Below are 21,847 nucleotides of genomic sequence, written 5' to 3'. Positions count from 1 at the left end.
ACCACACGCGCTACGACACCGCTTCGTCCAGCCGGGCCGCCTGCCTGTCCTTCAGCGGGCCGATGACGGACAGCGAGGGACGCTGTCCCAGTACATCGCGGGCCACCTCGCGGACCTCGTCCGGGGTGACGGCCTGCATCCGCGCCAGCATGTCGTCGACCGACATCTGCTCGCCCCAGCACAGCTCGCTCTTGCCGATGCGGTTCATCAGCGCGCCGGTGTCCTCCAGGCCGAGCACGGTGGAGCCGCACAGCTGGCCGACGGCGCGCCGCAGCTCCTCATCGGTGATGCCGTTGCGCGCCACCTCGTCGAGCTGGTCGCGGCAGATCTTGAGCACGTCGTGCACCTGGCTGGGTCGGCAGCCGGCGTAGACGCCGAACAGGCCGCAGTCGGCGAACGAGGAGGTGTACGAGTAGACGCTGTAGGCCAGGCCCCGCTTCTCCCGGACCTCCTGGAAGAGCCGGGAGCTCATGCCGCCGCCGAGCGCGGTGTTCAGCACGCCCAGCGCCCAGCGTCGGTCGTCGGTGCGGGCGATGCCCGGCATGCCGAGGACGACGTGCGCCTGCTCGGTCTTGCGACCCAGCAGCTCCACCCGGCCCGCGGTGCGGATCGTCCGGGCGCCGTCGCGGGGGGCCATCGGGACCGCGTCGACGCGGTCCAGCGCGCCGGCCCGCTCGAAGGCGCGGCGTACCAGACGCACCACCTTGGCGTGGTCGACGTTGCCGGCGGCGGCGACGACCAGGTGGGTGGGGTCGTAGTGCTTCTTGTAGAAGCGGGCGATGCGGTCGCGGGTGAGGGCGTTGATGGTGTCGACGGTGCCCAGCACCGGACGGCCGAGGGGGGTGTCGCCGAGCATGGTGTGCGCGAACAGGTCGTGCACGCAGTCGCCCGGGTCGTCCTCGGTCATCGCGATCTCTTCGAGGATCACCCCGCGCTCGGCGTCCACGTCCGACGCCTCGATGACCGAGCCGGTGAGCATGTCGCAGACCACGTCGATGGCCAGCGGCAGGTCCGTGTCGAGCACCCGCGCGTAGTAGCAGGTGTACTCCTTGGCCGTGAAGGCGTTCATCTCGCCGCCGACCGCGTCGATGGCGGCGGAGATGTCCAGCGCGGAGCGGCGCCGGGTGCCCTTGAAGAGCAGGTGCTCCAGGTAGTGGGTGGCCCCGTTCAGCGACGGGGTCTCGTCACGGGAGCCGACGTGGGCCCAGATGCCGAAGGTGGCGGAGCGCACCGACGGCAGGGTCTCGGTGACCACGCGCAGCCCCCCGGGGAGGGTGGTCTTGCGGACGGTGCCGATGCCGTTCTCGCCCTGGAGAAGCGTTTGGGTACGGGCGACGGCCCGCCCCTCCGAGGAGGTGCGGGCCGTCGTCCGGTGCGTACGCGACGTCACTTGGCAGCTTCGTCCTTCTCGCCCTCGGCGGCGTCCTCGTCCTCCAGGACGGGGATCAGGGAGAGCTTGCCGCGCTGGTCGATCTCGGCGATCTCCACCTGGACCTTGGCGCCGACCGCGAGCACGTCGTCGACGTTCTCCACACGCTTGCCACCGGCCAGCTTGCGGATCTGCGAGATGTGCAGCAGGCCGTCCTTGCCCGGGAGCAGGGAGACGAAGGCACCGAAGGTGGTGGTCTTCACGACCGTGCCCAGGTAGCGCTCGCCGACCTCGGGCATCGTCGGGTTGGCGATGCCGTTGATGGTGGCGCGGGCGGCCTCGGCGGACGGGCCGTCGGCGGCACCGATGTAGATGGTGCCGTCGTCCTCGATGGTGATCTCGGCGCCGGTGTCCTCCTGGATCTGGTTGATCATCTTGCCCTTGGGGCCGATGACCTCACCGATCTTGTCCACCGGGATCTTGACGGTGATGATCCGCGGGGCGTGCGGGGACATCTCGTCCGGCGTGTCGATGGCCTCCATCATCACGTCGAGGATGTGCAGGCGGGCGTCGCGGGCCTGCTTGAGGGCCGCGGCCAGCACCGAGGCCGGGATGCCGTCGAGCTTGGTGTCCAGCTGCAGCGCGGTGACGAACTGCTTGGTGCCGGCGACCTTGAAGTCCATGTCGCCGAAGGCGTCCTCGGCGCCGAGGATGTCGGTCAGCGCCACGTAGTGCGTCTCACCGTCGATCTCCTGGGAGATCAGACCCATGGCGATACCGGCGACCGGGGCCTTCAGCGGCACACCGGCGTTCAGCAGCGACATGGTCGACGCGCAGACCGAGCCCATCGAGGTGGAGCCGTTGGAGCCGAGCGCCTCGGAGACCTGACGGATGGCGTACGGGAACTCCTCGCGGGTCGGCAGGACCGGCAGGATGGCGCGCTCGGCGAGCGCACCGTGGCCGATCTCCCGGCGCTTGGGCGAGCCCACGCGGCCGGTCTCACCGACGGAGTACGGCGGGAAGTTGTAGTTGTGCATGTAGCGCTTGCGCGTCTCGGGCGCCAGCGTGTCCAGCTGCTGCTCCATGCGGAGCATGTTGAGGGTGGTGACGCCCAGGATCTGGGTCTCGCCACGCTCGAACAGGGCCGAACCGTGGACCCGCGGGATCGCCTCGACCTCGGCGGCCAGCGTACGGATGTCCGTGACGCCGCGGCCGTCGATGCGCTTGCGCTCCTTGATCACGCGCTCGCGGACCAGGCTCTTGGTGAGCGAGCGGTACGCGGCGGAGATCTCCTTCTCGCGGCCCTCGAACTGCGGCAGCAGCTTGTCGGCGGCGACGCCCTTGATCCGGTCCAGCTCGGACTCGCGCTCCTGCTTGCCCGCGATGGTCAGCGCCTGGGCCAGCTCCTCGCGGACGGCGTCGGTGAGCGCCTCCAGGACGTCGTCCTGGTAGTCGAGGAAGATCGGGAACTCGGCGACCGGCTTGGCGGCCTTCGAGGCCAGATCGGCCTGCGCCTTGCAGAGGACCTTGATGAAGGGCTTGGACGCCTCCAGACCGGCGGCGACGACCTCCTCGGTCGGGGCCTCGGCGCCGTCCTTGACCAGGGTGATGGTCTTGTCGGTGGCCTCGGCCTCGACCATCATGATCGCGACGTCGCCGTCCTCCAGGACGCGACCCGCGACGACCATGTCGAAGACGGCGTCCTCGAGCTCGGTGTGGGTCGGGAAGGCGACCCACTGGCCCTTGATCAGCGCGACGCGGACGCCGCCGATCGGGCCGGAGAAGGGCAGGCCCGCCAGCTGGGTGGAGGCGGAGGCGGCGTTGATCGCGACCACGTCGTAGAGGTGGTCGGGGTTGAGCGCCATGATCGTGGCGACGACCTGGATCTCGTTGCGCAGGCCCTTCTTGAAGGACGGGCGCAGCGGGCGGTCGATCAGCCGGCAGGTGAGGACCGCGTCCTCGGAGGGGCGGCCCTCGCGGCGGAAGAACGAGCCGGGGATCCGCCCGGCCGCGTACATCCGCTCCTCGACGTCCACCGTCAGCGGGAAGAAGTCGAGCTGGTCCTTGGGGTTCTTGGAAGCAGAGGTGGCCGACAGCACCATGGTGTCGTCGTCCAGGTAGGCCACGGCGGAGCCGGCGGCCTGACGGGCCAGCCGGCCCGTCTCGAAGCGGATGGTGCGGGTGCCGAAGGCGCCGTTGTCGATGACGGCCTCGGCGTAGTGGGTCTCGTTCTCCACCAGGAAAATCTCCTCGTCTGCGTCCCCTCGTCCGTGTGATGGGGGGACGGTGGTGGAGCAGCGCCCCTGGCCGTTGTCCGGCGGCCGGGCCGGTCTTCGATCGAAGCCACCGGAATTGCCAGTTCCGGGAGCCACTACCGAGGACCGGCGCCTGCGGCGCCCGACAGGCGCTGGGGTGAGGCGCTCCTCCTCGTTCGTTATGGCGTTGTTGGGACCAGACTACAAAGCTTCGGCCATCCTCACGACGGCTGAATCGTCCGGTACCCGTGGTGTGCGGCGTCGTGCGGGGGCGCGCAGGCGCCTCTTCTCCGCCGCGTCAGGCGGCCCGCCCGGCCACACATACGGCAAAGGGAGCGGCCCCCTGGCGCGGGAACCGCTCCCTTCACAGCGTGTTACTTGGCGCCCGCCGCACCGCGGCGGATGCCCAGGCGGTCGACCAGCGTACGGAAACGCGTGATGTCCTTCTTCGCCAGGTACTGCAGCAGGCGGCGGCGCTGGCCGACCAGCAGCAGCAGACCACGGCGGGAGTGGTGGTCGTGCTTGTGGGTCTTGAGGTGCTCGGTCAGGTCCGAGATGCGGCGGGAGAGCAGCGCGACCTGGACCTCGGGGGAGCCGGTGTCGCCCTCCTTGGTCCCGAACTCGGCCATGATCTGCTTCTTCGTAGCGGCGTCGAGCGACACGCGTACTCCTCTGGGGTTCTTCGTCTGGCCACCGAGTGCCCCTGGTCTGCGTCTCAGGAGAGCTTCCGTTACTCGGGAGGCGGGGTCCGCTGGGCGCTGTCTCCAGAGCCTTCGGGGAAGGCTCCGGGGGCGCGTACACAAACGGCCGTCACACAGCGTACCAGTCTCCGGGACGGTGCGCCCCGGAGGATCGGCGCGCGGCCGGGCGTCACGGCCCGAAGGCCATGATCAGACTGCCTGGTCGGTCGGTGCCCGGCGTGTCGTACACGTGGTCCGCGGCGATGTAGAGGCGACCGTGCTCATAGGCGTACATCGCGTCCTCGAAGCCGCTCTCCGCCTCCGCCGTGGCCGCGGGGTGGCGCAGCAGGGTCCTGGGTCTCCCGCCGTTCGGGCCGATGCCGACGACTCCACCCGCCGTCCCGGCGGCGGGGAACCGATAGGCGACGAGGTCGTCGCCCTCGGTGCGCAGCGGGCGCATGGCCTGGCCCCCGGTGTGCCACTTCCGTCGGCCGGTCCCGAGGTCGTACGCCTCGATGTCGTTGGTGCGGGTGTCGCCGCTGTCGTGGATCTCGGTGCTCAGGTAGAGCGTGTCGGCGGTGGCGACGGCGCCCTGGCAGCCGTCGAGGACGGCGGTGAAGGTGTCGTCCTGGTCGCAGTGGAGTTCGTAGTCCGGGGCCCGGGTGTCCAGGACGGCGCGCTCGGTGCCGCCGTCGGTGAGGGAGCGGAAGCGGACCGACTCCGCGTCTCCCCTCTTGGCGGTGCTGACGACCACGGGGGAGGTGGACAGGACCCGGGCGACCTCGTGGCCCTTGGGCAGGCGGTAGGTCCAGGCGATTCTCCCCGAAGGAGTGATCTTCTGGAGCTTCGCGGTGTTGTCGCGGCAGGAGTAGGCGCGCAGCAGGACCTCTCCGCCCGCGAAGCCGCCCACCGAGCAGGCGGGGCTGAGGGGGGCGAGGCCGACCTCCTCCCCGTCGCTCGCCCTGACCAGGGCCGAGCCGCCGGTCCAGGTCAGCCCGACGAGGTCGCCGCTCTGGGCGATCGACAGGTCGGTGTGGCCGCTGGCCCAGACGGGGCCCTTGGGGGCGGGCCGGTCCCAGAGTTTGGCGCCCTTGTCCAGGTCGACGAGGGCCAGCCGGCTGCACGCGTTCTTCCCGGGGCCTTCGTAGGCGATCACGACCCGGTCGGCGGTCCGCAGGGCGGGGGTCGCGCAGACGCGCTTCGGGAAGGTGATGGCCCAGCGCTCGGCGCCGTCGTCGGCGCGGCCGACGAGCCGGTTCTGCTCGGTCTTGACGACGTGGTCGTCGCGCACCCAGAAGCCGGGGAGGGCGACGCCGCTCCCGGGGACGTCGGGGGCGGGCGTCTGGAAGAGCACCCGGGCCTCGCCGGGGCGGCGGACGGCGTTGGGGTCCAGCGTCGGGGTCCGGCCGGCCCCGCTCGGGGTGGGCTCCTTCGTCGGCCGGTCGTCGTGGCGGGTGGCCGGTGCGGTGTCGGGACGGGCGAGGGGTCGTCCGGGGGCGTCGTCTCCGCCGCCGAGCACCGCCCACACGCCGCCGCACGCGGCCAGCGCTAAGGCCAGGGCCCCGCAGACGACCAGCGCCGTACGCCTCCTCCGGCCCGGGCCGCGCCGCGGTCCGCCGGCGCCGGTGTGCGGCACGCCGGTGTGCGGCACCGGCGGCGGTCCGTACGGGGAGGGCGCGGGCGGTCCGGGCGGGGGCGGAGGGCCGAAGCCCGGGGGCGGCACGGGCGGCGCCGACGGGGGCGGGCCGCCAGGGGCCGGCGGCACGGCCGGATCCGACGGGGGCGCGGCGGTGGGTCCGGTTCCGCCGGCCGGAGCCGGCGGCGCCGGCGAGGGTTCGGCGGTGGGACCGACGGTCGGGGTGAGCCCGGTCCCCCAGGTGTTCACCCCCGTCTGCCACTCCTGCGGCGCGCTGTCGTCGGCCGGCGCCGCGGGCCACCGCGGGGCGCCGAGGCCGGGCGGAGGCGGGCTCTCGTCACCGGGCCGGTGGGGCGGCGGGGGCATCGCGGTCACCTTTCTCGCCTGGGGCCGGGCCGGGCGTTTCTCGCTTGGGGCCGGGGCCGGGCGCCGGCGCGCCGCCGTACGGAGTGGGCCGCCCGCCACCGGCCGCCGCCTCCCGCACACCGCGCGCCGCGGGGCCTAAGCGGTCAAGCGGTCATCTCGCGCGCCGTGGTGTAGACGTCCAGCACCGCCAGGCACAGCGGCACCAGGGAGAGCAGCAGCGCCCCCTCGGTCAGGTCGGAGACACGGCCCCAGAACGGGGTGAGGCCCTTGTTGGGGACGATCAGGCCGATGGCGGTGATCAGGGCGGCGCCGACGGCGACGGCCGCGGCCAGCCAGACGGTCCTGACGTGCATCTCGGTGCCGTTGCCCAGCAGCAGCTCGTGGACCTTGGAGAGCGGGGGGTTGAGCGAGAGTCCGAGGATCAGCAGCGCGAGCGCGGAGATCCCGGCGCCCAGGACGGTGGAGACCTGGGAGGTGTAGCGGAACAACCGGGCGCGCAGCAGCATCGCCAGGCCGCCGGCGAGGGCGAGCAGCTGGCCCCACATCGACCCGGAGAAGCCGAGGACCGCGGCCGAGACCACGACCACCGCGGAGCAGCCGCCGAGCAGACCCAGCAGCAGCTCGTGGCCGCGGCGCGCCTGGAGGGCGATGCGCTCGGCGTCGACGGGCTCGGCCGGCAGCGGCCCGTCCGCGTCGATGTCCAGCTCGACGCGGCCGACCGCTCCGCGCGGTGCCACATAGCCGATGGGCAGCCGGGCGACACGGGCCGAGAGGCCGGGCAGGAAGGCGATGGCGCCGATCGCGACGGCGGTGCTGACGGCCGCCGTGTTGGTGGCGCTGGCCTCGGCGAGGATCTGTAGGAACGAGGCGATGGTGCCGAACGCGGAGAGCAGCACCGCGGCGACGAACGGGGCGTCACCGACCGGTGTGGCGGCGACCAGCGCCACGGACACCACCAGGACGCAGGCGCAGCCCAGCAGGAACTGGAGCCGGCCGACCCCCTCCCCCTCGTCGAGTTCGAGGATGCCGGATCCGGCGATCATCACATGGGGGAGCGCGGCCAGCCCGAGCGCGACGGCGGAGCCCCGGTCCCCGTAGACCCGGGCCCGCACGCCGGCGAAGACCGCGAGCAGCAGGCCGAGGACGGCGGCGATGACGCCGGGCGGGCTGTGCATGTCGTGGCGCACCGGGTCGGAGTACCAGAGCACGAAGCCCATCAGGACCAGCAGCAGCGAACTGCCGGCCAGGGCCGAGTTGCGCAGGAAGCGCTCGTTCCACAGGGTGCGGTCGCGGGCGACCGCGGCGGCTATCGCATCCGACACGTCGTCATGGACGGCGGGCGGAAGGGACTGCGCGAAGGGGCGCAGCGAGAGCAGGTCGCCGTCGAGGACGCGCTGGGCGGCGAGCGAGCGGTGGCCGTCCAGGACGGTGCCGTCCCGGCGCACCAGGTGGTAGCCGACCGGCGCCGCCTCGGACTGGGTCTGCCGGGTCAGACGCAGGATCTCCGGATACAGGTCCGCCAGGGCGATGTCGTCCGGCAGGGCGACATCGATCCGGCTGTCCGGTGCGACGACCGTCACTCGGCAGAAACCGGTCGTTGTGGTCGAACTCACCTGCTGGGCTCCCTCATTCGCTGTCGCGCATGGTGCGGGTGGTCACCCTACCGGGCGGCCTTCGGATGGTGTCCACGTAGGATCACCAGACGTCGAGCGCGAGCGCCGCCACGGGGGCGCCGGTCCAACCGTCCAGCCCACGCCGAGGGATTGATAACGCCGGTGAGTCAGATCATCGTGAAGCGACCGCCTCGGGTCATGCCACCCGAGATGCCCGCGGATGAACTGCGGCTCGAAGCCCCTCCCGAGCTCCCGCGCGGGCAGCAGGAGGGCATGGCCATGCAGCTCCTGCCGATGCTCGGCATGGGCTCCTCCGTGGTGTTCTTCTTCATGCCGAACACCCACCCCTTCATGCGCATCATGGGCGCGATGATGCTGGTGTCGACCCTGGCCATGGTCATCGCGCAGGTGGTCCGCTACCGCAAGGGCTCGCAGGGCGAGGCGCTGGAGGGCCGCCGCGACTACCTGAAGTACCTCGCCAAGACCCGACGCAGGGTGCAGCGCACCGCGCGGGCGCAGCGGGACGCCCAGTTCTTCCTGCACCCCAGCCCGGAGCAGCTGTGGGCGCTGGTGGCCGAGGGCAGCCGGCTGTGGGAACGCCGCATCGGCGACAACGACTTCGCGCAGGTCCGCATCGGGCTGGGCCCGCAGGAGCTGTGGACGCCGCTGGTGGCGCCGGAGACCGCGCCGCTGGACGAGCTGGAGCCGCTGTCCGCGGGTGCCCTGCAGCAGTTCGTGGCCACCCACAACTCGCTCGACGGGCTGCCGATGGCGGTCTCGCTGCGCGCCTTCTACCACCTCACCATCTCCGGGGAGCCGGAGCCGGCGGCCTCCTCCACGCGGTCGCTGGTGGCGAGCCTGGCCGCGCTGCACTCCCCCGACGACCTGGTGATCGCGGTGGTGGCGGCGAACAGCGCCGCGGAGCGCTGGGACTGGGTGAAGTGGCTGCCGCACACCCAGGTCCCCGGGACCGTCGACGGCGCCGGCAGCAAGCGGCTGTTCAGCGACAACCTGCCCGAGGTGGAGGAGCTGCTGAAGAGCCGGCTGGAGGGGCGGCCGCGGTTCAACCCCGACGGGCAGACGTTGTTGGACCAGCCGCACGTGGTGGTGGTCCTGGACGGCGGGCTGGTGCCGCCGGACTCGCTGCTGGCGGCCCAGGAGGGGCTTCAGGGCGTGACCGTGGTGGAGCTGGCGCCGGGGCTGCCGGACGAGCCCCGCGGCGGGCTGAACCTGGTCGTCCGCCCCGGTCAGCTGCGGGTCGAGTCGGGCGGCGCGGTCTACCGCGGCACCCCGGACGAGCTGACGCTGGAGGCGGCCGAGGCGCTGGGGCGGCAGCTCGCCCCGCTGCGGATGAGCGCCGGCGGCGAGGACGACGAGCCGCTGCTGGCCAACCTCGAGTTCACCGACCTGCTGGGGCTGGGCGACGCCGCCGCGGTCAACCCGGACACCGCCTGGCGGCCGCGCTCCACCGCGGAGCGGCTGCGGGTGCCCATCGGCGTCGGCGAGGACGGCTCGCCGGTGATGCTGGACCTGAAGGAGGCCGCGCAGGAGGGCATGGGCCCGCACGGCCTGTGCGTGGGCGCGACCGGCTCCGGAAAGTCCGAGCTGCTGCGCACCCTGGTGCTGGGCCTCACGGTCACCCACTCCTCCGAGACCCTCAACTTCGTGCTCGCCGACTTCAAGGGCGGCGCGACCTTCGCCGGCATGGCCCACCTGCCGCACGTCGCCGCGGTCATCACCAACCTCGCCGACGACCTGACGCTGGTGGACCGCATGCGCGACTCCATCACCGGTGAACTCCAGCGCCGCCAGGAGCTGCTGCGCTCCGCCGGCAACTACGCCAACCTGAACGACTACGAGAAGGCGCGCGCCGCCGGCGCCCCGCTGGAGCCGCTGGCCTCCCTCGTACTGGTCATCGACGAGTTCAGCGAGCTGCTCACCGCCAAGCCCGACTTCATCGACATGTTCATCCAGATCGGCCGGATCGGCCGTTCGCTGGGTGTGCACCTGCTGCTCGCCTCCCAGCGGCTGGAGGAGGGGCGGCTGCGCGGTCTGGACACCTATCTGTCCTACCGGATCGGTCTGCGCACCTTCTCCGCCGCCGAGTCCCGCACCGCGATCGGCGTGCCCGACGCCTACCACCTGCCGTCGATCCCGGGCTCCGGCTATCTGAAGTTCGGCACCGACGAGATGGTCCGCTTCAAGGCCGCCTACGTCTCGGGCACCTACCGGGCCTCCACCACCGCGGTCACCGCCGGCGGCGCGCTGCCCACCGACCGCCGTCCGGTGCTGTTCACCGCGGCCCCGGTGCCGATGCGCTACGTCGAGCCCGACCCGGACTTCACGTACACCCCGGACACCACGGACGACGCGCTCGCCGACACCGTCCTCGACGTCATCGTGCGCTGCCTGGAGGGGCAGGGCCCGGCGGCGCACCAGGTGTGGCTGCCGCCGCTGGACGAGGCGCCGTCGCTGGACCAGATCCTCTCCCCGCTGGCCGTCACGCCGGAGCGCGGACTGCACGTCTCGGGCTATGCGCGCAGCGGTGGTCTCACGGTGCCGCTGGGCATCGTGGACAAGCCCTTCGAACAGCGTCGCGACATCCTGTACCACGACTTCTCCGGTGCGGCCGGCCACATGCTGATCGTCGGTGGTCCGCGCTCCGGCAAGTCCACTCTGCTGCGCACCCTGATCGGTTCCTTCGCGCTCACCCACACCCCGGCCGAGGTGCAGTTCTACGGCCTCGACTTCGGTGGCGGCGGCATGATGGCCGTCGAGGGGCTGCCGCACGTCGGCGGGGTGGCCTCCCGACTCGACCCGGAGAAGATCCGCCGGACGATCGCCGAGGTCACCGGCATCCTCAACCAGCGCGAGGAGTTCTTCCGGGACAACAGCATCGACTCGATCAGCACCTACCGGCAGCTGCGCGCCGCCGGTCGGCTGCCGGGCGAGCCCTGGGGCGACGTCTTCCTGGTCATCGACGGCTGGCAGTCGTTCAAGACCGACTACGACATCCTGGAGCCGGTCGTCTCCGACCTCGCCACCCGCGGGCTGGGCCTCGGCGTGCACCTGATCGCCACCGTCACCCGCTACATGGAGATGCGGGCCGGGCTGAAGGACCAGCTGCTGGGCCGGCTGGAGTTCCGCCTCGGCGACCCGATGGACTCCGAGTTCGACCGCAAGGTCGCGGCGAACGTGCCGGTCGGCGCGCCGGGCCGCGGTCTGAACCAGCAGAAGCTGCACTTCCTGGCCGGTCTGCCGCGTATCGACGGCTCCTCGGACGGAGCCGACGGCCTGGCGGAGGGCACCGCCGCGTTCGTCACGGCCTCGGCCGACAACTGGCCGGGGCCGCACGCCCCGCGGGTCCGGATGCTGCCGCGGATGCTGCCGGCGCAGGAGCTGCCGGGCGGGGCCGAGGAGCCGGGGCGCGGTGTCGCCGTCGGCATCGACGAGATGCACCTCAAGCCGGTCTTCTTCGACTTCGACGCCGACCCGTTCCTCGCGATCTACGGCGAGACCGAGTCCGGCAAGACCGCGCTGCTGCGGCTGCTCATCAAGCAGCTCACCGAGCGGTACACCCCGGAGGAGGCGCTGTTCATCGTCGGCGACTACCGGCGCAGCCTGCTGGAGTGCGTGCCCGAGCCGCACCTGGTCGGCTACGCCACCACGCAGAACGCGTTCGAGAAGTACATCGCCGACATGAACGCGCTCATCACCAGCCGCATCCCGGGCACGGACGTCACCCCGCAGCAGCTCCGCAACCGCAGCTGGTGGAAGGGCCCGCGCGCGTTCATCGTGGTCGACGACTACGACCTGGTCGGCACCAGCTCCGGCAACCCGATGGCGCAGCTGGTGGACAACCTGCCGTACGCGCGGGACGCGGGCGTCAACATCATCATCGCCCGCAACACCGCGGGCGCCGGCCGCTCCTCGTACGAGCAGTTCATCCAGCGCTTCAAGGAGCTGGGCGCCCAGGGCGTCCTGCTGTCCGGCTCCCCCAGCGAGGGCGAGCTGATCGGCCCGGTCAAGGCCCGACCGCTGCCGCCGGGCCGCGCGCTCCTCGTCTCCCGACGGGGCGGGGCGTCGCTGATCCAGACGGGCTGGCTGCCGCCGCAGGACTGAGCGCCGGCGGCCGGGACCGGCCGGAATACGGAAACGCCTCGCGGCCCATCGCAGCGCATGCGCTGTGGTGGGCCGCGAGGCGTTTGCCGCGTACGCAGTGGCGGCGGGGCAGCGGGGGCGAGCCTGGCGAGCTCGGGAACGTCAGGCCGTACCGGGCTGTTGGGGGCCTCAGGAGGCGCGGCCGGCCGCGTACCGCTCGATCTCGTCCGCGGCGGCGGACAGGGCGGGCCGCGCGGCGGCGTCCAGGGCGAGCCGGGTGGGGGTGGTCATCCGCACGGTGAGCCCCTCGTCGCCGGGGCCGCCCGTGGCCACGGAACAGCTCACACCGCCCCGAGCCTCGGCCTCCGGGAGCAGCTCCAGGGAGATCATCGCGCTGCCCAGCGGCGCGCCTTGGGCCTGTTGCCGGATGTCCTCCGCCAAGGGCTCGGCGTTGGCCTCCAGCGCCCCCGGGCGCAGCCGGAACTCCTGGTCGAGGTGGAGCTGGCCGAAGCCCCGGAAGCCGACCGCCCGCGCGTGCAGCGCCTGTGTCGTCAGCACCCCGTGCCGATGCAGCACGTACGCCAGCACCAGGGCGGTCTTCACCAGGTCGGGGACGAGGTCCTCGCCCGGGGCGCGCGCCGCCGACCACCGCCGGTGCCCGGGCGCGGCCCGGCGCGGCGCGTGGCCCTCGGCCAGAGCGGTGAGCCCGGCGGCCACGGTGTCGCCCAGCAGCCACCAGCCGCTGAGGTCGCGGGCGAACAGCCGCCCCTCCTCGTCGACCGCCAGCAGCGCGTCGGCGTCCGTCCGGCCGAACGGGAAGAGGTACCGGCCGAGCTCCGCGCCGAACACCGCGAGGGTGTCCAGGGCGTGGTGGGCGAGCGCCGGATCGATGACGCACCCGGTGGGGGCGACGTCGACACCGGGACCGGCCGGGGCGATGGTGAGCCCGTGGAACTCGCGTACGGCGCGGACGGCGGCGGGGAACGGCTGCCAACCGGTGTCCCCGTAGCGCGCCAGGGCGCTCGCCGTCGGCAGCAGGTCCAGCAGGGCGCGCTCCCCGGCGTCCCGGCCGGGATGCCAGCCGGAGGCCGTCAGGGCCTGGTGCTGTATGACGCTCATGACTCCAGGATCTTCACTCCGAGCCGCTCCAGCAGCGCGGAGCAGGACCGGCAGGGCAGGGTGGTGCGGCCGTGGTCCGGGTCGCCGTCCTCGCGGATCAGCTTGGAGATGCTCACCGCCCCGACGAAGTGCGGCACCGCCTCGTCGAGCGTGGTGTGGCCGCCGCCGGCGCGTGCCTCGTCCAGCCCCCACAGCTGGTCGGAGACGAGCGCGGACTCGGCGCAGTAGCCGAGGAAGGGCTCGCGGAGGGCCACCGGGAGGGCGTCGAAGAACTCCCGTACGGCGGGGTGCAGATCGGGGGTGCCCTCACCGACCAGGTTGGTCTGGCTGTGGATGGTGCCCTGGACCAACAGGCTGGCGGCGACCCCGAAGGCGGTGTCAGACAAAGAACTCCTCCGCGTCCTCGTGGGCACCGGTCAGCAGGCTGCTCAGGACCTCGTACTTCCCATGTCCCAGATAGTACGGACCGGACCAGTGGGTGTAGAAGAAACGGTCGAGCGGGTCGATGAGGACGACGCCGTTCTCGATCCGCTCGAAGGCCACGGGGAAGAGCGGCTGCCGCAGGTCGTCGGACAGCTCCTTGATCGCTTCCGCGTCGCCCTCGCTGAAGAACCGGGCGGCGAACACACAGTGCTCGGTCCGCTCGCCGAAGGGGCGCTCCAGGTCGAGGAGCGCGAACTCGCGGAGGAAGGCGACGGCGGCCGGCGAGGGGGTAGCCGAGCAGCCGCGGGCCGCGAGCCCGGCGGTGGTGGCCCGCATGAGCTCCGCCGCCTCGGCGCCGGCGTCCCGTCCCGGCTGCCAGCCGGCCGCGCGCAGGCGCGTCTCGATCTCTTCGTGGGTGAGCTGGGGAGACACTGCTTTCTCGTCCTTGTTCCGATGTGGGCTGGATGTCACGCGGACGGTGCCGCGGCCCTACTTGACGACCCTGATGCCCAGGGCCGGCAAGGCATGTTTACAGGAATTGCACGCCGGAAGGTGATCGCCCTTCGAGAGGACCTTGTTCCCCGTCTCGCGATCAAACACATCATCGATGGTGCGCGTGTCCATCACGCCCCCCTCCAACAGCTTTCTCGCCTCCTTGGGGTCGGTGATCTGCCCGGTGGGGTCGAGCTTGTGCAGCCGGTCCGAGAGCAGGGCGATCTCGGCGCACTGCCCATGCCCCTTCCCGGTCTCGACTCCCGAGTCCTTGATGTCCTGGTAGAGCCGGTCCAGCGCCGGGTGGACGTCCGGGGTCTGCTTCCGGATCGCCTCCTCCCGTGCCTCGCCCTGCAACTGCTTGGAGATCTTCTTCTTCTGGAAGCTGGTGTGCGAGGTGATCTCGCCCTGGTGCAGAAAGCTGCCGGCGCAGCCGTCGGTGCGTCGGCTCTTGCCGACGTCCGTCACCCCCTTGGCCTCCGGCGGGATCTCCCGGCGGGAGTCCTCGATGAGCTTGTCCGTGCGCTCCCGCAGCCTGTCCTCCTGCTCCTTCTGGGACAGACCGTTCACGTTCACCGAGTCCAGCCGGTGGTGGCGGGTCTCCCGGGCGGTGCGGCCGTGCCAGTTCGGCGGGTCGTCGCCGTTCGAGCCGTTGCCCCCGCCGCCCGGGCCCTTGCCGCCGCCACCGCCGCCGGGACCCTTGCCACCACCGCCGCCCCCGGAGCCGCCGGAGTCCTTGCCCACGTCCGGCTTGCGGACCCCGGCGAAGCTGTCGCGGGCCTTCTTGTTCTGGCCCTGCTGCGCCCCGCCCGCCTTGTCGAGGGCCGTTCCGACGTCGCCCAGATGCTTCTTCAGCTGGCCGTGGGAGTCGCCGATCGTCTTGATCGCCTTCTCGAAGGCGTTCTCGATGACCTGCGCCAGGTCGCCGCGCCCCTTCGTACGGTTGAAGTGGCCGCGCCCGAGCCGGAGGTGACCGCTGCCCTTCTCGTCCAGGTGGAGGGAGTGGCTGTGCACACGCGAGGCGAAGCGGCCGTGCTCGTAGTCGTCGAACTCCAGGTCGGCGAGGCCGCCCGGAGCGCCGGCGCTGGCCAGCACCAGACCCCCGCCGCCGTCCGCGCTGGCGAGTTGCATGCCTTCCTTGCCCGCCTTGGCGGTCTGGTTCAGATCGACGCCGTCCTGGATCCCCGCGGCGTCGGCGGCGACTTGGACCACGAGGTCCGTCGCCATGTTCTCCAGCGCGGCGAAGACCGGGCCGGTCACGACCGCGAGCACCTGCTCGGCGGCGACCTCGCCCGCCTCCTTCAGCAGCCGTTTGACGACGGTACGGGTGACCGCCACGCCGGCCAGCGCCCCGAGCTCGGACAGGCCCAGGGTGAACGGCGCCGCGATCTGTGCCGCGGTGACCTCGGCGGCGAGGATGCCCAACTGCACGATCGCCGCCAGTTTGGCGCCTTCGACGACATAGGCCGCCCCCTCCAGCGCCCCGGCCAGCAGCCGACTCGCCTCGGCGAGGTTGTGCAGGTGCTTGCCGTTGAGCTTGTTCACATGGGCGTTGATGGCGGTGGCCATCTCACCCTTGTTGGTGGAGATCAGCCGGTTCAGCGCGGTGTTGGTGTCACCCCGACCCGTGTCGACGGCCTCTGCGAAGCTCTGCAGCGACTTGGCCGTCTCGCGGTAGTCGTCCTCGTCGACGTTCGGCCAGGTGACGCCGATCAGATCGAGGACCATCGCCAACTCGTCCGGTAGGACGACTCCCATCCCCCGTACCCCCATGCCTTGCTGATACAGCCATGTACGGAGTGAAGGACGTCGCTCTTCGGGGCGCCAGTTCCCTATTGATCATGAATTACGCAGCTGGGGCGGCCCGTCACCCTGAGGTGATGGACCGCCCCTGTGGCGCGTGGAGTTCACAGCTCCCTGATGAGCTTGCGGGCCACGTCCGGCGGGAGCCAGAAGTACTGCAGCCTGAGCTGTCGTACGGCACTCGCCTCTCCTCGTTCGTCCCGCGTCCGGCGGAGCGCCGCGGTGTCCACCGAGGCCCGCAGCTCATCGAACGAGGCGAACCGTCCGGCGTACCAGTCACGCTGCTTTCTGCGCCGCGCGTACACTTCGGCCCATCCCGGGCAGAAGATCGCGACCAGGCAGAGGACGACAATCACCGGCGGCGGAGGCAGCTGGACGGCGTCGTCGGTGAGCACGGGCAGCCACAGCCAGCCGAGCGAGCTCAGTCCGGCCCCCCAGAGGGCCACTCGTGGTCCGTACACGGCTTCACTCCCCGCCTTCACGGTGATGACGGCTCAGGACATCCCCGGCACGCGTCGCTTCGGTGGATCAGGCCGTGCCCACCGGCCACTTGCCGTCGGGGAAGTTGGTGTTGTCGCTGGCCTCGCCGGTGAGCGTGGCCCTGTCCGACCACTGGGCGGTGATCACGGCGCCGAGGGCGGCCACCGCCCCCCAGAAGACGACCCCTCCGACCGCCACCTCTCCGGCGACGATCAGCCCGGCGGGAGCGAAGCCGACCACGGAGGCGGCCGCCGCCGACGCGGCCATCAGCGCCGGGATCAGCTGGACGAGGAAGGTGCCGATCGCCGCATAGAAGGTGACCCCCGCCGCCGCGCAGAGCTTCAGCGAGCCCGCGATCTTGTCCGCGCTGGTGCCGATCTGCCCGGCGGCACCGGACTGGGTGTAGACGGCGTCGGTGTAGGCGCTGGCACCCTCGCCCTTCCACTCCTTGGGGGCCTTGAGGTTGAACTTCTGCGTACTGGCAGCGACGCTGGTCGCCTTCCCCCGGATCTCCTCCCCCTCCCAGGTGACGGCGTCCATGAACATGATGACCGGGGCGGCCACGCCCTTGAGGAAGTCGAGGATCTTTTCGACGATCCAGTTGATGCCCTCGATGACCTTGTTGCAGATGCCGATCAGCATTTGGGCGACCGGGTTGGGCACGTACCACTGGTTGGCCGTGTGCTCCACCTTCGGGCCGAGCTTGGTCGTCGTCGTCTGCATCGTGGTGAGGCCACCGGTCATCTTGTCGATGATGGCCTGGAACTGCGCCTGATTGAATCCCATGAGATCTCCCCGTTCTCCCGGCTCGCCTAGTACGCGTCCTTCACGGACTTCGTCGTCTCGACCTCTTGGTCGTCGTATGCCTTCGCGTTCTTCACCAGTGCGTCCGCGATCTCCGACATCCGGCTCTTGCCTTCGCCGCAGCGGGCCGACAGATGGTCGATGGCATCCGTGTACGGGCCGTGGATCATCTGGAATATGCCCCATTCGAGCCGGGTCGGCGTCATGCCCTTGATCTTCGTCCCGGCCTCACCGATCGCCGTGGACTGCTTGTCCCACATGCTCGCGTCGGTGCGTATCGCGTCGGTGATGACTTTGAGTCCGTCACTCAAGGCTCTTCATCCTTCCGGAGATCAGTTGAGGAAGCGTTGCGGGTTGTTGAGGATCGCCAGCGCCTCGTCCATCACGCCGCTCAAGTGGAGGTTCGCGAGTCCCGCCGCGCCGGCGCTCTCGGACTGTTCGGCCTTGGCGAGGGCCTGGGCCAGCGCCTCCTCCAGCGCCTTGCCGAGCCGGACGGCCGTCTGCTGGGCGGCCCACTGCGGGTCCACCTCGCAGGAGACGAGGCCGTGCTGGGAGAGGGTGATGCTGACCCGGCGCCCCGCGGACTCCCCCTTGACCTCGGGCGGCGCGAACGAGTCCTCGCTCGCGCCCTCGAGCATCTCGAAGCCGGTGAGCACGTCCTCCATCACCTGGTCCAAGGGCCGCGGAACGACATGCCGCAGATCCCGCTGCTCGGGCATACCCGCAGGCGGGAGGCCGAACGCCGCCCCCGAACCCGAGTACGTACTGGCGGCGGGCGCGGAGCCGAGCGCGCCGCGGAGATCGCCGACCCGCTCCGCCCGGCGCTCCCATCCCATGTCGGTGAGCGACCGGGACCAACGCTCCAACCAGTCACTCATCGCGGACCCGTACGCCTCGACGACGGCCTGTCCGATGCTCTCGGGATGCTGTCGACGCTGCCAGTCGGAGGCCACCTCGATCGACTCCGGCAGCCCCTTGGGGCCGAGTCGGACACGGACGGCGCCCTGCGCGTCCATGCCTTCCGCGCGCTCCGGCGTCAGGCTGTTGATGTCCGACATGAATTGCTGCAGATTCCGCATGTAATCCTGGAATTTCTGCAGCTCGCGAAAGATGTCATCAGCCATACTTCCCCCTGTCTGGCCGGTCACAAGGACTTCTGTGCCCTTGTGTCCAGCGACCAAGAAGCACCGCTTGTTGACCTTCGATTTGGCACACGTTAGCACGTTCTTAACGCCTCAGGGGAACCCTTGTTCGCGTCATCACAGGGGCGTGATCTTTGCATCATTCCTGTGACAGAAAAGGGTTGACATCGCGTTGCCGGCCGCACACCTCAAGCCCACTTCATATCACTCCACGTCGAACTCCCCGTCCCGGGCCCCGAGCACGAAGGCCGTCCATTCCCGCTCGGTGTAGCGCAGCACGGTACCCGGGTCGGCCGACGACCTCATCGCCACCGCCCCGCCCGGCAGATACGCAATCTCCACCCGCTCCTCCGACTCGGCGGTCCCCGGCGCGCCCACCCACTCGACATCGGAAATGTCGAGGGCGTACAGCTCGGCCTTCTCCTGCGCGTCAGCCATCAGTTCTATTTCCCTTCAACCGGCTCGGCCCCCACCGCCTCGCGAGAGACGATGAGGGCCAAGGAAACGGGCGATATCTGCTATTGGTCCTGCCGCGGAGGCGCCGTCGGCGGCTGCGGCGGATGGGGGAACTGCTGCCCATACGGCGGCGGCCCCTGCGGGTGCTGCGGCACGTGGGGCGCCGGGGGTGCGTACGGCGCGTTCTGCGCACCCGGCGGGTACGGATAGGGGTACGGCGGCGCGCCGGCGGCGGGGGGCGCGCTCTGCGCACGGGCGGCCTTACGGCGCCGAACCACCGCCCGCACCCCGAAGAACGCGGCTACGCAGACGCCGACCGCGCCGATGACCCTGCCAGTGCTCTCAGCCGGATCGCTACCGGAACCGCTGGCGGAGGAGTCGACCGTCTCGCTCTCCTCACCCTTCTCACCCGGCGACGCCGGAGCGGCCGGCTTCTTGGAGGCGGACGGCGAAGGCGACTTGCCGTCCGACGAGCGCTTCTCGTTGAGCTCGACGAGCGGATTGACGTCGGCGGGGCCCGGGTTGCCCTTGTTCTCCAGCACGTTCAGCCGAGGCCGGACGGAGCCGTAGCCGAGGTAGCGGCTGGGAAGGGGCGGATCCGGCTTCCCCGCGGTCTCGATCATGACCCGAAGGACCTGGTTCCCGGTCCAGTCGGGGTGCTTGGCCCAGATCAGCGCGGCGGAGGCGGAGGCGAGGGCGGTCGCTTGACTGGTGCCTTCGCTATGACAATATCCCGGCTGGTCAGGTCCGCAACGAATAGGAATGTCAACCCCAGGGGCTGAGAGCCCAAGGTAACCGCCGTAGCTCGAGAACTTCGCCCATGAAAACTCTGAATCGTATGCCCCGACAGCAACGACGCCGTTCACGGCAGCGGGATACGAGATGAAGTTTCCCTTGTCTCCATCGTTTCCCGCACCTGCAAAGATCAGCTTTCCACGCTTGATAGCGTAGGCAGCGGCCTCCTCGATCTCCCGCTCTTGTTTGTCATCGAGCTGAACCATGTTGAACGCCACAGAGATATTGAGAATCCGGGCATCGCTATCGGCCGCGTAGCGGATGGCCTTGACCATCCCCGGCACGCTATTGGTTTCAGTTTTGGTCGACCCGAAAATCGTGAGCGGAAGGATCTGCGCACCGGGAGCAAGGCCTTTGATTCCTTGGTTATTTACCCCGTTGCCAGCGATGAGCATGGCCATCGCTGACCCGTGCCCATCCTTGTCCCGGTGTGCCCCCTTCTCCGGCTCGACGAAGTTCTTCCCCTTCAGAACCTTCCCGGCGAGCTCCGGAACAGAGGGATTAACACCACCATCTAGTACAGCGACAGTAATGCCCTTACCAGTGCTGACCTTCCACATCTTCTCGGCCTGCATCTTGTCCAGGTACCACTGTCGCTCGCGCATGGTCTGCGCAGCAGCAGATGGCGCGAAGGCGCCGCTCACAGCGAGCAGAGAAGCAAGCACAGGAATCACCACCCGCGCTCCACGACGTGCAAGCGTGACTGTCGTTTTCATCCCACCTACTCGCGTTCTCTGCTCACCGTCAGCGGTCACCAACTGCTGGTCTCGCCCTACTCGATGACGGGAGGGACGATGTCATCCCTTCCGGTGATCCACGTCTCCTCGTCCTCGAGCTGACGCTGGCGCGTAGCCTGATCATCTCGATTCGGGCGACGCTGCCCGGCAGACCCGCCAAGAGGCGCCCCAGCGACGCCGTTCGCCCCGATCACGCCACGCCCGAGCGCCGTGCCTCCAGAGCCGACGGTGCGCCCAGTGGCGCCGACTGCTCCAGAGCGGCCGCCGACAATCCCGGATCCGCCGCCCATCACAGGGGCACCACGACCCATGGTCTGCGGAGGAACTCCGATGGCACCTCCACCGGGAACGCCTCGCACCGACCCCGTCGGCCCCTGCGGGCTCGGCATGCCCACGATGGGCTTGCCAACCGGAGAGGTTTGAGGCGTAAACGGAGTGATCGGGGGGAGAGGTCCCTTACCCAGCGGGCCCGTAGTGGAAGGAACCCGCGACGGTCCCGGCCCGGGAAGGGTGGGCACGGTACGGCGACCGCCCGGCGCCGGAAGGCCCGGGATGGTTGGCAATTGCGGGGGCCCGCCAGGAATGCTGGGAGGAGTCCCAGGTCCGGGCTGGGGAAGCGAAGGACTCGGCGGTGTGGGCGTAGTCGGAACCGTGGGCGTCTCGGGAACGTGCACGCTGTCGAGATCCGTGTTGCCTTCCGGAATGCTCGGCATGTCCGGGACCCGGCCAGGGCCGTGGTCAGGCTTGGGCGGATCCCCGGGGGTTCCCGGAGAGGGCAATTCGTTACCCGGAAGGGGAACGTCGCGCCCCGGCCTGGGAGGATCAACAACGTCCCCGAGAGGGGGTACGTCTCCGACGTTGGGAGGTCCGGACATCGGCGGGACGGGGTTGACGTGGTGATTGCCAGACGAACCCCCGCCATAACCGGAGCCTCCGGCTCCTTGTGCACCGCCGCCATAGCCGCCAGACGAGCCATAGCTACCGATGCCGTTCCAGACCTTCTCGTCCGGCAACGACGAATCCGGCAACGGCCTGAACACCGGCTCGTTCGACGCCTGCGCGGTGATGTCGTTCTCAGACATCATGTAGTAGGAGGCCAGCTTGTACAGCACGGGAAGGGCTTCCTCCCGTGCCTTGTCGACCTTCTCGAGCCGGGTCTTCTCCTTGTCACCGTCCGCGTAGCACACCAGAAGACCGTCGGACAACGACGACAGCTGTGTCGTGGCGTTGCTGAGCGCCCCGCCCGCGGTCTCCATGGCGGAGCCGACGTTGCCGACCATCTCCGCCATCTTCAGCACCTGCTTGGCGAAGTCGTCGCCCCACTCGCGGAAGGCGTTTCCGCCCTCGCCTTCCCACGTGACGTTGCCGGCCCGCTGCTTGAGCAGGTTGCCGATCTTCTCGAACTCCCCCTTGGCCTTGGTGAGGGCCTCCCCCTTCCGGATGATCTCACCGGAATCGGCGCCCATGACCATGCCGACCATGCGGTCCAAGGAGAGGTTCTCAAAGCCCTGCACGTTGTAACAAGCGTCCAGCGGCGGCAGCTTCTTGTCGCCCACGTCACTATCCCCCGTTCGCC

At 70.4% G+C, this 21,847-nt stretch carries 17 protein-coding genes; 1 reads left to right on the top strand and 16 read right to left on the bottom strand.

From position 1 onward, the window contains the following. Window positions 1–10: 10 nt before the first annotated feature. From CD790_RS05600 to eccD, 5 genes are all read right to left on the bottom strand, one after another. Window positions 11–1,390, bottom strand: a complete 1,380-nt coding sequence (locus tag CD790_RS05600) for a pitrilysin family protein (RefSeq protein WP_144381801.1) — start codon at window positions 1,388–1,390, stop codon at window positions 11–13. Beyond that, the gene (locus tag CD790_RS05595; protein ID WP_144381800.1) at window positions 1,387–3,606 is read right to left on the bottom strand and encodes a polyribonucleotide nucleotidyltransferase; all 2,220 of its coding nucleotides are present in this window, start codon (window positions 3,604–3,606) and stop codon (window positions 1,387–1,389) included. Before CD790_RS05595 ends, CD790_RS05600 begins: the two co-directional genes overlap by 4 nt. 392 nt (window positions 3,607–3,998) lie before the next feature. Next, window positions 3,999–4,286, bottom strand: coding sequence for a 30S ribosomal protein S15 (gene rpsO, locus CD790_RS05590; RefSeq protein ID WP_144381799.1), 288 nt, complete (start codon window positions 4,284–4,286; stop codon window positions 3,999–4,001). 208 nt (window positions 4,287–4,494) lie between these two features. Next, window positions 4,495–5,955, bottom strand: a complete 1,461-nt coding sequence (locus CD790_RS05585; protein ID WP_144381798.1) for a PQQ-binding-like beta-propeller repeat protein — start codon at window positions 5,953–5,955, stop codon at window positions 4,495–4,497. 494 nt (window positions 5,956–6,449) lie between these two features. Beyond that, on the bottom strand, window positions 6,450–7,919 hold the full coding sequence (eccD, locus tag CD790_RS05580) for a type VII secretion integral membrane protein EccD (protein ID WP_144381797.1): 1,470 nt from the start codon (window positions 7,917–7,919) through the stop codon (window positions 6,450–6,452). A gap of 162 nt (window positions 7,920–8,081) precedes the next feature. Here eccD and eccCa point away from each other — a divergent pair, with 162 nt between their 5' ends. Then, on the top strand, window positions 8,082–12,041 hold the full coding sequence (gene eccCa / locus CD790_RS05575) for a type VII secretion protein EccCa (protein WP_144381796.1): 3,960 nt from the start codon (window positions 8,082–8,084) through the stop codon (window positions 12,039–12,041). A 168-nt stretch (window positions 12,042–12,209) separates the two neighbouring features. Here eccCa and CD790_RS05570 read toward each other — a convergent pair whose 3' ends face one another. From CD790_RS05570 to CD790_RS05520, 11 genes are all read right to left on the bottom strand, one after another. Next, window positions 12,210–13,139 carry an SUKH-3 domain-containing protein gene (locus tag CD790_RS05570; protein ID WP_144381795.1) on the bottom strand — a complete coding sequence of 310 codons (930 nt, stop codon included), beginning with the start codon at window positions 13,137–13,139 and terminating at the stop codon, window positions 12,210–12,212. Continuing rightward, window positions 13,136–13,525 carry a YwqJ-related putative deaminase gene (locus tag CD790_RS05565; protein WP_144381794.1) on the bottom strand — a complete coding sequence of 130 codons (390 nt, stop codon included), beginning with the start codon at window positions 13,523–13,525 and terminating at the stop codon, window positions 13,136–13,138. Before CD790_RS05565 ends, CD790_RS05570 begins: the two co-directional genes overlap by 4 nt. Beyond that, window positions 13,518–13,994: an SUKH-3 domain-containing protein gene (locus CD790_RS05560; RefSeq protein ID WP_186318869.1), complete on the bottom strand. Its 477-nt coding sequence runs from the start codon at window positions 13,992–13,994 to the stop codon at window positions 13,518–13,520. Before CD790_RS05560 ends, CD790_RS05565 begins: the two co-directional genes overlap by 8 nt. Before the next feature lie 57 nt (window positions 13,995–14,051). Then, complete coding sequence (locus CD790_RS05555) at window positions 14,052–15,812, bottom strand: YwqJ-related putative deaminase (protein WP_144381792.1); 1,761 nt, start codon at window positions 15,810–15,812, stop codon at window positions 14,052–14,054. Between the two features lie 149 nt (window positions 15,813–15,961). Beyond that, window positions 15,962–16,318 (bottom strand): hypothetical protein, encoded by a 357-nt coding sequence (locus tag CD790_RS05550; protein WP_144381791.1) that lies wholly within the window; start codon window positions 16,316–16,318, stop codon window positions 15,962–15,964. Between the two features lie 67 nt (window positions 16,319–16,385). Next, a complete protein-coding gene (locus tag CD790_RS05545; RefSeq protein WP_144381790.1) occupies window positions 16,386–17,123 on the bottom strand; it encodes a hypothetical protein in 738 nt (245 codons plus the stop codon). Between the two features lie 26 nt (window positions 17,124–17,149). Then, on the bottom strand, window positions 17,150–17,452 hold the full coding sequence (locus CD790_RS05540) for a hypothetical protein (protein ID WP_144381789.1): 303 nt from the start codon (window positions 17,450–17,452) through the stop codon (window positions 17,150–17,152). Window positions 17,453–17,473: 21 nt separating this feature from the next. Next, window positions 17,474–18,265 carry a hypothetical protein gene (locus tag CD790_RS05535; RefSeq protein ID WP_144381788.1) on the bottom strand — a complete coding sequence of 264 codons (792 nt, stop codon included), beginning with the start codon at window positions 18,263–18,265 and terminating at the stop codon, window positions 17,474–17,476. A 222-nt stretch (window positions 18,266–18,487) separates the two neighbouring features. Further along, complete coding sequence (locus CD790_RS05530; RefSeq protein ID WP_144381787.1) at window positions 18,488–18,721, bottom strand: DUF397 domain-containing protein; 234 nt, start codon at window positions 18,719–18,721, stop codon at window positions 18,488–18,490. 80 nt (window positions 18,722–18,801) lie between these two features. Beyond that, on the bottom strand, window positions 18,802–20,211 hold the full coding sequence (locus tag CD790_RS05525; protein ID WP_260867325.1) for a S8 family serine peptidase: 1,410 nt from the start codon (window positions 20,209–20,211) through the stop codon (window positions 18,802–18,804). Window positions 20,212–20,306: 95 nt separating this feature from the next. Further along, on the bottom strand, window positions 20,307–21,827 hold the full coding sequence (locus CD790_RS05520; protein ID WP_144381786.1) for a WXG100 family type VII secretion target: 1,521 nt from the start codon (window positions 21,825–21,827) through the stop codon (window positions 20,307–20,309). Window positions 21,828–21,847: the final 20 nt, after the last annotated feature.

Source organism: Streptomyces sp. SAJ15 (assembly GCF_007595705.1).
Lineage (GTDB): Bacteria > Actinomycetota > Actinomycetes > Streptomycetales > Streptomycetaceae > Streptomyces.
The sequence above is the reverse complement of the archived record's forward strand: the minus strand, read 5'-3'. Positions and strand labels throughout refer to the sequence as shown.